Here is a 15,321-nt window from a genome sequence, read left to right on the forward strand (position 1 = left end):
ATCCCTTTCGTGGTAGCGAAAGGGATGATAGGCGTAAGTAAACGGTTATTATTTGCTTTTCAGTTCTTCGTGTATTTCTTTTTTTATCTGATGGAGTTTTTCTTTAAGCTCATCTGATATTTCCTGATGCGTTTTGTGGATGCGCCTAAGTTTAAAGGCCAAAAACATATTATAAATACCTATGGAAAGCAGGGCGGCACCGGTCCAGAAAACGAGTGTCATTCCGGCAAAAATGGGATTCCATAGCATAACAAACGAGAAAATAAGCCCAAGTATACCCAGAAGTAACAGTCCGTTATAATTTGATGCATCATAATTTTGAAGGTCTATGGCGGTACTTATTGCCATAAACGAACGAAAAAGCACTATAAAGCCAATGTAAAACGGCAGTGTAGCCATAGATATTTCGGGTCTTACTGTCATAATAATGCCCAGTAGTAAGCTTATTACTCCAGAGGCCAGTATCCACCCCCAGTTGTCTACTTCCTTACGGTTAAAGGAGGCAAACATGATTTCTGAAAGTCCGCTGAAGATAAACGACAGACTGAAAAACAGCGCCAGTGTTATAAATGATTTTAGGGGTGTGGCAAATACATAAAATCCCAATGCTGTAAATAAAATCCCTATAATTAAAAAGATATACCAATACTTAATGGCATTGTTTACGGTTTTTAAAAATGTTTTCATGTGTTTGGTTGTATATAATAATGCCTACTCTGTAAAGTTTTCGGCTTCTCTTTTCAAAAACATTTATAAATAGTGGTAAGTGACGCTGTTGCGTACTATAAATATACGAAAAGCCCCCGTTATTATAAATAACGGGGGCTTCAAAAAAGTAGAAATTTTATTAAGCTGAAGCAGTCTCAGCCTCTTTATTTATTTTCTTTACAAGACCCTGTAACACGTTACCAGGGCCAACCTCTGTAAACAGGGTAGCACCGTCGGTAATCATGTTTTGTACGCTTTGCGTCCATTTTACCGGAGCTGTAAGCTGGATGATAAGGTTTTGTTTAATCTCATCTGGGTTAGTTACTGCTGTTGCAGGTACGTTTTGGTATACCGGGCATACCGGTGTAGCAAATTGTGTTTTCTCTATAGCAGCAGCAAGTTCTTCTCTTGCAGGTTCCATCATAGGAGAGTGGAATGCACCACCTACGGGTAGTATAAGTGCTCTTCTTGCTCCGGCGGCTTTAAGTGCCTCACAAGCTCTTTCTACAGCAGTAGTCTCGCCAGAAATTACAAGCTGGCCCGGGCAATTGTAGTTTGCAGCGACCACAACACCTTCGGTTTGTTCGCAAATATCCTCAACAGCTTTATCTTCAAGTCCTAATACAGCAGCCATAGTGCTAGGTGTTATTTCACATGCTTTTTGCATTGCCATAGCACGTTGTGAAACAAGTTTAAGTCCGTCTTCAAAAGTAAGAGCTCCTGCAGCTACAAGTGCCGAAAATTCACCTAACGAGTGACCCGCAACCATTTCAGGTTTGAAATCTTCACCTAAAGTTTTTGCTAATATAACCGAATGAAGGAATACGGCAGGCTGTGTAACCTTAGTTTCCTTAAGCTGCTCTGCAGTACCCTCAAACATAATATCTGTTATACGGAATCCAAGTATATCGTTAGCTTTTTCAAATAGTTCCTTTGCAAGGGGAGAGTTTTCATAAAGCTCTTTACCCATTCCTGTAAACTGGGCACCCTGACCCGGAAATACATATGCTTTCATGTTGTTTTCAGTTTTGTTTTGTTGCAACAAAAATATAACTTTTTCACAACTAAACTATACCATAAAAAAACCGCCCCGGGGAAAGGGGCGGCAAACGCTAACCAAACGTCTATGAAGCGTCTTACAAAACTATAAGACAAAATAGGCATTCTTCTCGGGCTGCATATGATTTAGCTTAGGGCTCTCAAACATATCGTCGTCAGCATTGTGTTCGTCCCTGTACTCGTGCACCATTTGCAGCAGGTTTTTTTCTATATTATTTGATATGGATATCATGGGGGTATCAGTAGCTCTGTTTTCAAACGGATCCTGTAGGTGTATAGCCATCTTCTCAATAAGGAAGAATGCAGCACCAATGGTAGTTACCAGTGGTATTTGTAACCATCCAAGGAAATCAGTAAGGCCAAACGGAAGTAGGGTTAAGAATAACAATAGTGTAAACCTTATATACATACTATATGTGGTAGGGAATACCGTGTTTTTAATACGCTCACATTTACCCATACTGTCACACAGCCTGCTAAGGGTGTTGTCAATCTCTACCTGTTGGTATACATTAATCCTATCCTGATTGTTTGCCTTTTTAAGTTCTTTTGCGTGTAATAGCAAAAGCGCATTTGGGACATGCTTATGCTTTTTTACAAAATTGTACTCCTCATCGCTAAGCAATGATTTTATAGGTGGTAACGGATCTTTCCCTCTAAGTGACATTCCAAGGCTGTAGCACCATGCGGCCTGTCTTTTTGCAAAACGCTCTTTAAAGTCGCTTGCTTCTACAGAAAAGTCCGGGTCTTTGTAAAATCCTATTACCTGCCTTATAAGTGTACGTGAATCGTTTACAATAGCACCCCAAACAATACGGGCTTCCCACCAACGGTCGTAAGCCTGATTGGACTTGAAGGCCAGCAGTAACGATATAATGGTACCTATAATGGTAGGTACTGCAATAGGAATGTCTATAGATAGGGCATGGTAGTAATGATGTACTAGCTCAAAACCTATAGTATATAAAAGTACCAGACTAAGCTCAACTTTAATCTTGCCCAATACATATTTCATTGGTATTTTTTTCTTTAATAGCATAGCGGTAGTGTTTAATAATCCGGGATTATGTTACCGTTTCTGCATGGACAGAAAGTAGTGGTAATCCCAAATTGTGGTTAACTGACTGTTCTTTTCTTCCGCTTCTCTTTGCGGTCCTTCGCGCTTCAATCAGTATATCTATATTGTTTTTTGAAATGGTCTCGGCTATATGCGGAACCATCTCGTCTATACTCTCTTCAATTTTAGCCTGACTTACAATTTTAAATGAAAACTGCTCGTTAATCAGTTTTTGTACTTCATGTATGCCAAGATCAACTTTAGGGTATTCCAAATACATGGCTTTATTGAAGTTGTATTCCTCACTTTCGTTTCCTAAATGAAGAATAGGATATTTGCTGTTAAGCAGTAGCTGTCGGTAAGTGGTATGAAGACTGTTTTTTTCTTCTCTGTACGATCTGGTAAGTATAACCAAATCAGTATCCAAATGCTCCATTAAGTTTTTTAATAATGGTGCCGACATACCATATTGGTGATGTATTAAGAGCCTGCAATTACCGGTTTGGGTAACAACCTCCCTGCACTGGTTTAATAACGAGTTTTGTGCAGGTGTGCAGGAAGGAGTTGTTTCCCTTAGGAATTGAGAAGCAGAATAAGCGTTTGGGATTTTTTGCAGCATCATTAAAACAATACTGCAATTAGTACCTGTAGTATACTTTACTGCTGTTTTTACCGCGGTTAGGATGTCATTTTCTACCGTAGTAGGAATCAGTATGTTTTTCATAATGCATAAATCTTTTCGGTTTACACATACAAAACAACAACTCCTGTCTTAAAACGGATTTAAAACAATATTAGAATTTAATAAGATTTTATATTAGAGTTTTTAATGTTGAGGTGTGGTAAATACAATGTTAACCACTGTTCCCTTACCGGATTCCGACTGGATTAAAAGTTCGCCGCCATGCATACGGATGATTTTCATGGCCAAAGGAAGTCCTAAACCATAGCCAACATATTTTGATGCGGCCTTTTTACCCCTAAAGAAAGGTTCGTAAAGATAAGGGATATCCTCAGGGGGGATACCAATACCAATATCGGTAATACTTATTTTAATATTTTCTTTATTGGCTGTGAGGGTTACAAAAACCTCTTCGTTATCAGAGTATTTTACTCCGTTTGTAATAATATTACCTATAGCCAGCTCCAGTAAAGGCCTGTTGCAGGGCAGCATTAAAAGCGAATCGTCTTCGGGTAAATTATTAAGGTTTATAGTTACCCTGTTATTGGGGTAAATTTTATCAAGGTCACATTTTACATCCATTAAAACTTCATCTACACGGGCAATATCCTGTACCTGCTTTTTGCCGTCATATCCGGTTTGGGTAAGTTTTAAAAGGCTTTCAGTAAGGTTGCCAAGGCGTGAAGCCTGCTTATTAATGTTTTCTAATGAAGTAATATACTCTTCGGTTTCTCTTTCTTTTAAAAGGGCAATTTCGGTTTCGGCTATAATGGTGGTTATAGGAGTTTTTAATTCGTGTGAGGCATTGTTTATAAAGTTGGCCTGAATTTCAAACGAGGTTTCCAGCCTGTCCAGCATATCGTTAAAGGTACGGGTAAGGTCGGCCAGTTCATCAGATTCCTCAGTCTCCGGAAGGCGATTGTGTAAATTAGAGGCGCTAATGCGTTTTACCTCTTTCGTTATTCTTGAAACCGGATTAATAAACCTTGTAGCTAAAAAGCGCCCAAAGAAGTAGGCTATTATTATAAAGGCCAGTCCGCCGAAAATAAGTATGCGGCTAATGTATATTAAACTGGTGTTACCACGCCTGTCGCGGGCAGTAACAATTACCATGTAGCGTTGCCCTGATTCCTTAAAAATTTGTGCATAATAGTATTGATGCTCACTGTTTACAGTCCAACTGGATCCGTTTTTCATTACATCAGCATAAAATTCCGAAGGTAAATCCAGCTTGGTATTGTATTCAAAAGTATCTTCACCGTTTACCTTAAGCACAAAATCATCTTCATTAATAAGTTCCTCAAGTCCGTTTTTTTTAAGGTTCTTGTAATACTCGGCCTTCATAGGGTCGTGCTGGTAATGTATGGAAGCTACAATTTTAGCCCTGTCCTGTAGCCTTTTTAAAAAGTAGTACTGATTATTTTGCTTAAAAAGAAAGAACACAAGCAGGCATAATGCCAGTGTGCTCACCCCGGAAAGGACAATATAGGTAATAGTAATTTTCTTTTTAATTTGCATAATCAGGGTTTTAAAATGTAGCCCAGTCCTTTAATGGTATGTATTAGTTTAATCGTATAAGGCTTGTCTATTTTCTTTCTCAGATAGTTAATGTATACATCAACCACATTGGTATTCATGTCAAAGTTAATGTTCCATACATTGTCCAGTATTTTTTCGCGGGAGAGCGTAATACCGGTATTCTTGGCAAGGTAGTATAGTAACTTAAACTCTTTTGCTGTAAGCGTAATAAGGTCACCGCTGCGTTTAACAGTTTTTGCCCTGCGGTCTATCTCCAGGTCGGCAATAGTAATAATCTCTGCAGGTTTCTGGTCCTGCCCTGCTCTTCGTGCCAGTGCATTTATACGCGCCTCAAGCTCGCTAAACTTAAATGGTTTTGACATATAATCATCGGCACCCGCATTGAGTCCGGTAACAATATTCTCACTGCTGTTTAAGGCAGTTAGCATAAGTATGGGGACAAAGTTGCCTGAAGCCCTTAGCCTGCGGCAAATTTCTATACCGTTAATATCGGGTAGCATTACATCCAGTACTACCACGTCAAACCTGTTATTGTTAATCATATCTAATGCAGTAGTGCCGTCGAGTGCAGCACTCACGTCGTAGTTTTTTTCCGAAAGTCCTTTACGGATAATGGAGAGGAGTTGAGGTTCGTCTTCTACTACTAGCAGTTTCATATATAATTAACAGGGCGTTTTTACAAAAGTAAGAATTGAATTCTTAATTATTTGCAAATTATAATAGGCAGCAAATTTTTATGAAATTCACAGTAACAGGGGACATACCGGGCTTAATGCCGAAATATAAGCCTAAAAATGTAACGTTTTGAGTATTTCTTCTACCTATAAATAAACAAACCAAAACAATTATCATGAGAAAACCAATAGCAGTAATATTTGTATTACTCATAGGATTTTTAATTTTTTATACAACTCTTCCCGTAGTCAATTACAGGTTTACAGGTTTTGCCGTTATACTAATTTTTCTAATTATTTTAGGAAACTTGCTTACGGCTCAGGTAAACGCATCTAAAGATAAGGTGAAATTTAAATTTAATAAGCTGCAAAAGTTTTTGTTTAGGCTAATTCCAATACTGCTTATTTATGTGATTGTATTGCCTTTTGTTACAGGTAGCCCAATATTTCATAGCGAGTCGTACAGGGAACTTATTGGTGAGGTAGAAACAGGTAATACTATGTCTAACCATATAGCACCTATATCCATAGACAAGGTTAGGGTGGTAGACGAAGAACTTGCGTCTCTTTTAGGAGAGAAAATCATAGGGTCAGATCCGGCATTGGGAAGTAAGAGTGAACTTGGAGAATTTTTTATCCAAAAAGTAGGAGACGACCTGTTTTGGGTTGCTCCGCTTTTACATTCGGGCTTTTTTAAATGGCTTAATAATACCGAGGGTACCGATGGTTATGTTATGGTGTCGGCAACAAACGAACGTGATGTAAGGTTGGTACAAAAACTAAACGGAAAAGATATTAAGATAAAGTATCAGCCCGAAGCATACTTTGGCAGCAGGGTAGACAGGCATGCTTATTTTAATGGCTATGCTACGACTGGACTAACTAAGTTTATTTTTGAGGTAGATAATGAAGGTAATCCTTTTTGGGTAGCCTCAAAATACGATAAGGAAATAGGATTTTCCGGTAACGATGCTGTTGGTGTTGTGGTAATTGATGCACAAACCGGAGTAATAAAAGAGTATGGCATAGCCGATACCCCATTATGGATTGACAGAATACAGCCTATTTCGTTTGTTATAGACCAGTTGTCCGACTGGGGCGAATATGTTCATGGTTACTGGAACTGGAGTAATGAAGATAAATTAATGATTACCGAAGACCTTACCCTGGTTTATGGTAAAGATGGCAGGCCGTATTGGTACACCGGAGTATCATCAGTAGGTAAAGATGAGTCGGCGGTAGGTTTTGTACTGGTTGATACCCGCACCAAGGAAACTACTTTTTATAAACAGAGTGGTGCAACCGAATATGCCGCACAAAAATCGGCAGAGGGTAAAGTGCAGGAAAAACGCTATCATGCTTCCCTGCCTGTGCCTTATACAATAAACGGGATTCCAACTTATGTTATGACCTTAAAAGACGGTGGCGGACTTGTAAAAATGTATGCTATGGTTGCAATAGGTGATTATACTATAGTAGGGGTGGGTAATACTATGCCTGAAGCACTTATGGCTTATAAGAATGTATACAACATGTCGGGTAACCGTATTAACCCTGACGCTGAAGATACCCGTACAAACTTAACTACTGTGATATCCCGAATACAAAGTGATATTAAAAACGGAAACAGTTTTTATTACTTTACTGTTGATGGCAGTTCTAAAATATTTATTGGGTCGTCACAGTTGTCTAACGAACTTCCGGTAACCAAGGAAGGAGACAGTATTACCATATCGTTTGATAATGATGTGGAAGACGTGATAAATGTTTCTACCTTTGATAACCTCAAACTAGGAATTAAAAAATAATGAAAAGGCCGGTTTATCCGGTCTTTTTTAATGATACTGATTAATTCGGTTTTTGTCATTTTGACGACAGGAAAATCTCTTAATGGTTTGAGATTCTTCACTCCGTTCTGTTACGTTCAGAATGACATTTTCGACTAGTTTAGTTTTATTGATACTGATTAATAATGATGTCGAAATAATCAGTACTGTAAATGTTTTCTAAAGCATAAAAAAACTTTTTTCGTTCCTCATGTTCTTCAGGGAGTTTTACGAGTTGCAAATCCTTTTCCAGTATATGCCAAATAAGTTCGGTGCAGTAAAAAGAACCGGAATCATCAATAGTACCCTGGCTGTCAAACGGAATCTGTAGTTTGCAATAATGTGCTGCCTGTAATGCTATGTTGTGCCCTATGGTATCGGTAGTGTTTATAGTTCTGGTAATGATAATTTTTTGCGGGGTACTGTAGGATAAAAAGGTTTCAAGAAGCTGTGCCTGTACGCCGTCAATATCCGATACGTCTGACGATAGGGAATGTACTACATAAAACTCATTATCTTTTTTTATAATAATACCGCAATGGGTGATGTCGTATGAACCATGATTGAGGTTTTGCGCTATAAAATCACTAAAATGCCCAAATCCTTTGCGTAGTATAAAATCTCCTTCTTTAATTAAAGATATCTCAAGGTTATTTAGGCGTGAAGTGTTTTCGTGCAGTTTAACCAATTTGCTTTCTGACTGTTTATCAAAGTAAAAAACCGATTTATAAACTATAATAGCAAAAATAAAAAGCATTACCAGTCCTGTAAAAAGTTTCAGGGCCCGGTAATGCTTTATTAAAAAGTATTTAGACAGCAATTATCTTGCTCCTTCTTTATTCATGTCTACTTTCCACTTACCATCAACCTTTACAAGATTAAGTTGATTTTCACTACCTTCAGTGTTTTCACCTCCGGTAAGCTTAAATTTAACGGTAGCTTTGTCTTCATTTACTTCAGATGAGGTAATTTCTACTTTTACATCTTTATTTCTTTCTTTCATCTCCTCCATTTTACCTTGTGCAAAACCTTCGGCCATTCCAAGCATAGCAGCTGTTTTATCGGTACTTAGTTCTTTAGCTTTGCTAAACTCTCCCTGATTGGTATACTCAATAAATTTTTTAGCAGTATCCTCAGGGCCATTGCCTGAACATGAAGAAAGTGAAAGGGATAATACCACAGCCAGTGCGGCTAATTTTAATTGTTTCATTTATTTGTTGGTTTGTTTCTGTAAAAGTACTTTTTTCTGTTATAAGTAAATTATTTATAGCTTACTTATTTATGCATGAACCTTAACTAATGCAGCCGCTGCTTTTGCTTTTTCCACTACTTCTTCCACAGGTGTATCGGTAGTATCATAAGTAAGGGATACACCCATCCTGCGGTACGGACGTGAGGTAGGTTTTCCAAACAGCCTGAAATCAGTTTTAGGAAGGGCAGCGATTTTTTCTACACCTGTAAAAGTAGGATTATCACTATTTTCAGATGCCAGTATAACAGCACTTGCACCGGTTCTTTCTAAGGTGATTTCATGTATTGGCAGGCTTAGTATGGCTCTAAGGTGTAGTTCAAACTCGTTAAAGTTTTGAGTTCCTGCAAGCGTTACCATGCCTGTGTCATGCGGTCTTGGGGAAAGTTCAGAGAAGTACACGCCCTCATCCGTAAGGAAGAACTCCACACCAAATATACCTGCTCCGCCAAGGGCTTCTGTCACTTTACGTGCCATGTCCTGAGCTTCAGCAATATCTTTATCGCTAACCCTTGCCGGCTGCCAGCTTTCCTGGTAATCTCCGCGTTCCTGCCTATGGCCTATAGGTGCGCAAAACAGGGTTGGGTTATTGTTTTGTGTTACGGTAAGTAGGGTGATTTCTGAATGGAAGTTTACAAAAGCCTCCACAATTACTTCCACCACGTCACCGCGTGAACCTTCTACAGCATACTTCCATGCCTTCTCGATATCTTCCTGAGTTTTGATGGTAGACTGTCCTTTACCTGAAGATGACATTAATGGCTTAACCACACATGGCATGCCTACTTCGTTTACGGCTTTTTGAAGCTCATCTGCCGATGTAGCATAACGGTAGTTAGCAGTACGCAGGCCAAGATCTTTTGCAGCAAGATCTCGTATGGCTTTACGATTCATTGTAAAATTAGCTGCCTTAGCCGATGGTACTACGGTAATACCCTGTTTTTCGTAATCGTAAAAACGCTCGGTTCTTATGGCTTCAATTTCAGGAACTATAAAATCAGGATCGTGTTTTGCAACTATGGCATCCAGTGCGGTGCCATCCAGCATATTGATAACCTCAAAAGCATCGGCAACCTGCATTGCCGGAGCCCCTGCATAACTGTCTGCCGCAATAACGGTTTGACCTATACGCTGTGCTGCGATTACAAACTCTTTACCTAATTCTCCCGAACCTAATAAAAGTATTTTTTTTTGCATATTACTTGTTATGTATATAATCAAAAAGCCCTGCTTTGGGCAGGGCAGTATTTTGTATTAAGCAAGTGCTTCCTTAATTCTTCGTATGGCTTCAATCAGTTGATCTTCGCTCGTTGCATAAGAAAAACGGATACAGTTAGGATTACCAAATGCATCTCCGGTTACGGTAGCCACATTAGCGTGCTCCAGTAGGTACATAGAAAAGTCATCTGCATTTTTAATTTCAACACCATTTATGGTTTTCCCGAAATATTCAGACACGTCAGGGAAAACATAAAATGCTCCCTCAGGTACATTAATCTTAAAGCCCGGTATTTCTTTTACAAGGTTAACTACTAAATCCCTACGTTTGTGGAAAGCATCAACCATATATTTGATAGCAGAAGGATCGGCCTCAACAGCAGCGATTGTAGCACGCTGTGCAATACTGTTTGCGCCACTTGTTACCTGTCCCTGTATTTTAGTACATGCTTTAGCAATAAACTCAGGTGCTCCTATGTAACCAATTCTCCATCCTGTCATGGCGAATGCTTTAGCAACTCCATTTACAGTAATTGTTCTTTCCAGCATGCCCGGAATAGAAGCTATACTGCAAAATGTACCGGAATAGTTAATGTGTTCATAGATCTCATCAGATACTACAAAAATATTAGGATGTTTCTCTAATACTTTAGCGATAGCTGTAAGTTCCTCACGGTCGTAAACAGAACCACTAGGATTACAAGGTGAGCTAAACCACATCATTTTTGTTTTGGGTGTGATAGCAGCCTCAAGCTGTTCGGCAGTCATTTTAAAATCGGTTTCAACAGATGTAGGTACTTCTACCGGTACACCTCCCGAAAGTTTTACGATCTCTACATAGCTTACCCAGTATGGAGCAGGCAGTATAACCTCGTCACCATCGTTAAGCATTACCTGTGCAATATTATATAGCGATTGCTTTGCACCTGTAGAAACTACTATTTGCGAAGGCTTGTATTCAAGCCCATTGTCTCTTTTAAATTTGTTACATATAGCTTCTTTAAGCTCCACATAACCATCTACCGGAGGGTATGCGCTGTAATTTTCGTCAATGGCTTTTTTAGCCGCTTCCTTAATAAAGTCCGGAGTATTAAAATCCGGTTCGCCAAGGCTAAGGCTTATAATGTCTTTTCCCTGTGCTTTTAGCTCTCTGGCTTTTGCTGCCATAGCAAGCGTTTGTGAGGTAGACAGATTATTAATCCTGTCAGAAAGCTGATTCATCGTTCTACTGTATTTAATTGACTGTAAAATATTAATTTAATGCCGGTTTCATTCCCAGCTCTTTTAAATGCCTGAAATGTGCTGCAATGGCGCTGCGCATGGTTTTGAACTCATGGTAAGGCAGGTTATGCTCTTTTGCAGTTTGTTTTACGATTTTTGCGATAGCCCCATAATGGACATGGCTTATATTCGGAAAAATATGGTGTTCAATCTGGTGGTTTAGGCCTCCTGTAAACCAGTTTACAATTTTGTTTTTAGGAGCAAAGTTTGCTGTGGTGTATAGCTGGTGTATAGCCCAGGTGTTTTCAATTTCACCATTCTCGCCCGGTATTGGATTGTCTGTTTCCTCCACTACGTGTGCCAGCTGAAAAACAACGCTTAGTATAAGCCCCGCCGTATAGTGCATTACAAAGAAACCTATAAGTACTTTCCACCATGTGATTCCTAAAATCATTGGGATGGCAAGCCAGATAATAACATAAATAAGTTTGGTAATTACCAGTACTGTCCATTGTTTTACCGGACTTTGGAATTTACCGTAAGAAAGCCCTTTTTTAATGTACCTTCTCATCTGTTTTATATCGGTAGTAATAGCCCAGTTAAAGGTTAGTAAACCATATAGGAAAATAGAGTAGTAGTGTTGAAATTTGTGGAACCTTCTCCATGTTGCACTATGTGTAAAACGGATTATCCTTCCTGCATCAAGGTCTTCGTCATGACCGTGAATGTTTGTGTAAGTATGATGCAGTACATTGTGCTGTACCTGCCAGTTGTATACGTTACCTGCCAAAACATAAATGCTTCCGCCCATAAACTGATTTAACCATGATTTTGACGAGTAGGAACCATGGTTGCCGTCGTGCATTACATTCATTCCTACACCAGCCATTCCTACACCCATAACAATGGTTAGTAGCAGCTGTACCCATACTGACATGTTAAGCGTAAGTATTAAAAAGTAAGGTGCTAAAAACAGGGTAAACATTATAATTGTTTTTAGGTGTAGTTTCCAGTTACCTGTTTTTTTAAGGTTATTTTCCTTAAAGTATTCGTTTACACGTTTGTTTAGTGTTCTGAAAAATTTTATTGAGTCGTTTTTTGAAAAAACGGGAGTATTGATATTCATTGTCTTAATAGTTGAAATCCAAGGGCTTCAAAGGTAGTTATTAATGAATTGCAAAACGAAAAAAATGATGTAAAAATTAGCATTCAAAATGCTTACTTTTGTCTAAAATTAAAATTAATGGAGGAGATTGTTAGATATTTTCCTGATCTTACCGAGAGGCAGAAGGAGCAGTTTGCACAACTTGAAGAACTTTATACCGACTGGAATTCAAAAATCAATGTGATTTCCAGAAAGGATATAGAGTCGTTATATACAAAACACGTATTGCATTCACTTGGTATTGCAAAGGTTATGGAGTTTAAACCGGGAGCAAAGGTTATGGATGTGGGGACCGGAGGAGGTTTTCCGGGAATACCACTAGCTATACTGTTTCCTGAAACCCAGTTTTACCTTATTGATGTTATTGCCAAAAAAATAAAGGTAGTAAACGGTGTGGCTGAAGCTTTAGGTCTTACTAATGTGAAAGCTGAACAGATGCGTGCCGAAAAAGTGAACGAGGAGTTCGATTTTATTGTGAGCCGTGCCGTGACTAATATGTCTGATTTTGTAAAATGGGTTAGGGGTAAAGTCAAAAAGGATCAGAATCATGATTTACCTAACGGTATATTATATCTAAAAGGTGGCGACCTTACAGAAGAGCTTTCTGTTTTCCAGAGAACTACAATTTATAATCTTTCCGATTATTTTGATGATGAATTCTTTGAGACCAAAAAGGTGGTGCACCTGGCAATGAAATATAAAGTATAAAAAAAGGCTTCCTATTAGGAAGCCTTTTTTGGTTTTATGTATTATCCTAAGAAAGGATATCTGTAATCTGTTGGCGGAACAAAAGTTTCCTTGATTGTTCTTGGAGAAACCCAACGTAACAGGTTCAGTACAGATCCTGCTTTGTCGTTTGTTCCCGATGCTCTCGCACCACCAAAAGGCTGTTGTCCTACAACGGCACCTGTTGGTTTATCGTTGATGTAGAAGTTACCTGCGCAGTTTTCAAGCGCTTTTGCAGCCTGCTCTATAGCATAACGGTCCTGGCTGAAAACAGCTCCCGTTAATGCGTATGGAGAAGTTTGGTCTACAAGTTTAAGTGTTTCTTCCCATTTGGCATCTTCATAAACATATATAGTTAATACAGGGCCAAAAAGTTCAGTATGCATAGTTTCATACTGAGGGTTTGTAGTTAAAATAACTGTTGGCTCTATAAAGTAACCTACTGATTTGTCATATTTACCACCGGCAATGATTTCGGCATCCGAAGCATTTTTAGCAGCATCAATATAACCTGTAAGCTTATCAAACGATCCCTCGTGGATAACACAAGTGATAAAGTTTGAAAGATCTTCAGGAGAACCCATTTTCATTGAAGCAATATCGGCAACAAGTTTTTCTTTAACCTCCGGCCATATTGACTGAGGTATGTAAGCTCTTGAAGCAGCCGAACATTTTTGTCCCTGGAATTCAAAAGCACCTCTTGAAAGCGCTGTTGCTACCTGTGCAGGGATAGATGACGGGTGGGCGATAACAAAGTCCTTACCACCTGTTTCACCTACAATTCTTGGGTAGGTTTTGTAAATACCTTTACCCATATTGTTGCCTATTTTTGCCCAAATACCATTAAATACAGCTGTAGAGCCTGTATAATGTATTCCTGCAAAATCAGGGCTTTCTAAAAGAGTATCTGTTATCATAACAGGGTCACCGTGAACCATGTTAATTACACCGTCAGGTAATCCTGCAAGTTTAAACACTTCCATAATTACGTTAGCACTGTATACCTGAGCAGCACTAGGTTTCCACACCACTACATTACCCATTAGGGCAGGAGAGGCAGGAAGGTTACCAGCGATAGCTGTAAAGTTAAAAGGAGTAATTGCATAAACGAAACCTTCTAACGGGCGGTGTTCCATTCTGTTCCATATACCGTCTGAAGATACAGGCTGTTCTGCATATATCTGAGTCATGAACTCTACATTAAAACGAAGGAAATCAATAAACTCACAAGCTGCATCAATCTCTGCCTGATGAACAGTTTTAGCCTGAGCTATCATGGTAGCTGCGTTTATTTTTGCACGGTACGGGCCTGCAAGCAAGTCGGCAGCTTTAAGGAATATAGAAGCTCTTTGTTCCCATGCCATTGCAGCCCATTTTGTTCTGGCAGCAAGTGCAGTATCAATAGCTTTTACCACATGTTCCTTTTCGGCTTCGTGGTAAGTACCTACCGTTTTTTTGTGGTCAAAAGGAGGGTTTATTGTTTTGGTTTTACCTGTACGGATCTCTTCCGTACCAATGTATAAAGGCACATCAACACTACTGTTGTAAAGTTCTTTAAAAGTGGCCAGAACCTGTTCTCTTTCGGGAGTTCCCGGAGCATACGATTTAACAGGTTCGTTAAAAGCCTCGGGTACATTGTATATTCCTTTTGGCATAATAATTTATAATTTAAGCAATTAAAAAATTTTTAGTAATGCAAATATACGGAAATATTCTGCTCTTTAATTGCAAAAAAATCATCAATAAATGCTTATGCCTGAAAATATACTAATTAAGTGCAAAAGGAGCACTAAGCCTGAAAGTAGGTATTATTACCCTGAAAGTTCTTGTTGAGGTAAAGTTAATCATATTAAAGTAGCCTCTCATGGCTCCAAAAGGAGATGCCAGCAGGCAGCCTGAGCTGTAAGTATGCTTTTCGCCGGGTTTTAGTACGGGTTTTTTGCCTATTACACCTTCGCCGTCTACTACTTCAATATCATTAAGGGAGTCGTAAATTTCCCAGTGGCGGGAATTTAACTGTACAGAGTCTTTGCTTTGGTTCTCTATAGTTACCTCATAAGTAAAGGCAAAATGAATCTTGTAGTTCTTAAAGTAAGTACCTTCAAAACTAGTAGAAACAGATATTTTTATGCCTCTTGTAATTTGTGTAACCATAAATTTTCACAGCGTTTTCTAAACAAAAATACGAATTTAATAT

The 15,321-nt window shown here is 38.8% G+C and carries 15 protein-coding genes; 2 read left to right on the forward strand and 13 right to left on the reverse strand.

Annotation, left to right across the window (positions count from 1 at the left end; genetic code table 11):
• Positions 1–48: 48 nt before the first annotated feature.
• The 6 genes from ABS768_RS15275 to ABS768_RS15300 all read right to left on the reverse strand — a co-directional run bounded on the left by ABS768_RS15275 (position 49) and on the right by ABS768_RS15300 (position 5,701).
• Positions 49–687 carry an HdeD family acid-resistance protein gene (locus ABS768_RS15275; RefSeq protein ID WP_408075818.1) on the reverse strand — a complete coding sequence of 213 codons (639 nt, stop codon included), beginning with the start codon at positions 685–687 and terminating at the stop codon, positions 49–51.
• A 160-nt stretch (positions 688–847) separates the two neighbouring features.
• On the reverse strand, positions 848–1,723 hold the full coding sequence (fabD, locus tag ABS768_RS15280) for an ACP S-malonyltransferase (protein ID WP_408075819.1): 876 nt from the start codon (positions 1,721–1,723) through the stop codon (positions 848–850).
• A 129-nt stretch (positions 1,724–1,852) separates the two neighbouring features.
• Positions 1,853–2,806 (reverse strand): bestrophin family protein, encoded by a 954-nt coding sequence (locus ABS768_RS15285; protein WP_408075820.1) that lies wholly within the window; start codon positions 2,804–2,806, stop codon positions 1,853–1,855.
• A gap of 25 nt (positions 2,807–2,831) precedes the next feature.
• The gene (locus ABS768_RS15290; protein WP_408075821.1) at positions 2,832–3,548 is read right to left on the reverse strand and encodes a hypothetical protein; all 717 of its coding nucleotides are present in this window, start codon (positions 3,546–3,548) and stop codon (positions 2,832–2,834) included.
• A gap of 102 nt (positions 3,549–3,650) precedes the next feature.
• Positions 3,651–5,024 carry a sensor histidine kinase gene (locus ABS768_RS15295; protein ID WP_408075822.1) on the reverse strand — a complete coding sequence of 458 codons (1,374 nt, stop codon included), beginning with the start codon at positions 5,022–5,024 and terminating at the stop codon, positions 3,651–3,653.
• A 2-nt stretch (positions 5,025–5,026) separates the two neighbouring features.
• Positions 5,027–5,701 (reverse strand): response regulator transcription factor, encoded by a 675-nt coding sequence (locus ABS768_RS15300; protein ID WP_408075823.1) that lies wholly within the window; start codon positions 5,699–5,701, stop codon positions 5,027–5,029.
• Positions 5,702–5,895: 194 nt separating this feature from the next.
• On the opposite strand from ABS768_RS15300, the gene ABS768_RS15305 reads away from it, so the two are divergent.
• Positions 5,896–7,527, forward strand: coding sequence for a hypothetical protein (locus ABS768_RS15305; RefSeq protein ID WP_408075824.1), 1,632 nt, complete (start codon positions 5,896–5,898; stop codon positions 7,525–7,527).
• Between the two features lie 145 nt (positions 7,528–7,672).
• Here the strand turns inward: ABS768_RS15305 and ABS768_RS15310 are convergent, their stop codons facing one another.
• The 5 genes from ABS768_RS15310 to ABS768_RS15330 form a co-directional block, all read right to left on the reverse strand.
• Positions 7,673–8,302, reverse strand: coding sequence for a hypothetical protein (locus tag ABS768_RS15310; protein WP_408075825.1), 630 nt, complete (start codon positions 8,300–8,302; stop codon positions 7,673–7,675).
• A gap of 63 nt (positions 8,303–8,365) precedes the next feature.
• Positions 8,366–8,755, reverse strand: a complete 390-nt coding sequence (locus ABS768_RS15315) for a DUF4878 domain-containing protein (protein WP_408075826.1) — start codon at positions 8,753–8,755, stop codon at positions 8,366–8,368.
• Positions 8,756–8,824: 69 nt separating this feature from the next.
• Positions 8,825–9,991, reverse strand: a complete 1,167-nt coding sequence (gene purT / locus ABS768_RS15320; RefSeq protein ID WP_408075827.1) for a formate-dependent phosphoribosylglycinamide formyltransferase — start codon at positions 9,989–9,991, stop codon at positions 8,825–8,827.
• 57 nt (positions 9,992–10,048) lie between these two features.
• Positions 10,049–11,233, reverse strand: a complete 1,185-nt coding sequence (locus ABS768_RS15325; RefSeq protein WP_408075828.1) for a pyridoxal phosphate-dependent aminotransferase — start codon at positions 11,231–11,233, stop codon at positions 10,049–10,051.
• Between the two features lie 31 nt (positions 11,234–11,264).
• Positions 11,265–12,359 carry a fatty acid desaturase family protein gene (locus ABS768_RS15330; RefSeq protein ID WP_330443723.1) on the reverse strand — a complete coding sequence of 365 codons (1,095 nt, stop codon included), beginning with the start codon at positions 12,357–12,359 and terminating at the stop codon, positions 11,265–11,267.
• A 117-nt stretch (positions 12,360–12,476) separates the two neighbouring features.
• On the opposite strand from ABS768_RS15330, the gene rsmG reads away from it, so the two are divergent.
• Positions 12,477–13,106: a 16S rRNA (guanine(527)-N(7))-methyltransferase RsmG gene (gene rsmG / locus ABS768_RS15335; protein ID WP_408075829.1), complete on the forward strand. Its 630-nt coding sequence runs from the start codon at positions 12,477–12,479 to the stop codon at positions 13,104–13,106.
• A gap of 41 nt (positions 13,107–13,147) precedes the next feature.
• Here rsmG and pruA read toward each other — a convergent pair whose 3' ends face one another.
• Positions 13,148–14,779, reverse strand: a complete 1,632-nt coding sequence (gene pruA / locus ABS768_RS15340) for an L-glutamate gamma-semialdehyde dehydrogenase (protein ID WP_408075830.1) — start codon at positions 14,777–14,779, stop codon at positions 13,148–13,150.
• A gap of 112 nt (positions 14,780–14,891) precedes the next feature.
• Positions 14,892–15,278 (reverse strand): Co2+/Mg2+ efflux protein ApaG, encoded by a 387-nt coding sequence (gene apaG / locus ABS768_RS15345; protein WP_035135027.1) that lies wholly within the window; start codon positions 15,276–15,278, stop codon positions 14,892–14,894.
• Between the last annotated feature and the right edge of the window lie 43 nt (positions 15,279–15,321).

This window comes from Flavobacterium rhizophilum, assembly GCF_046000485.1.
Lineage (GTDB): Bacteria > Bacteroidota > Bacteroidia > Flavobacteriales > Flavobacteriaceae > Flavobacterium > Flavobacterium rhizophilum.